1 pseudogene is annotated in these 233 nt (G+C 63.5%); it reads left to right on the forward strand.

The window, feature by feature from the left end:
• Nucleotides 1–233, forward strand: a pseudogene (locus KZZ04_RS20895) (hypothetical protein); the annotation flags it as partial.

Here is a 233-nt window from a genome sequence, read left to right on the forward strand (position 1 = left end):
GTTGCCGGCCCACGACTTCTACTTCCGCGGCGACCAGCACTGGACCCCGTACGGCGCTCAGCGCACGGCAAAAATCGTCGGCGCCAAAGTGCGTGCCATGCCGGAGTTTGCCGATATTCCCAAGCGCGAATTCGAAACCAAGCGCTCCGGGCGCATGGGCAAGACCGGCACGCTGCACAACATGGCCGGGCAGCTCTGCGGCACCAGCTACGCGATCCAGTACATGGACCAAT

It is taken from the genome of Pseudoalteromonas sp. CR1, from assembly GCF_019392235.1.
GTDB lineage: Bacteria > Pseudomonadota > Gammaproteobacteria > Enterobacterales > Alteromonadaceae > Pseudoalteromonas.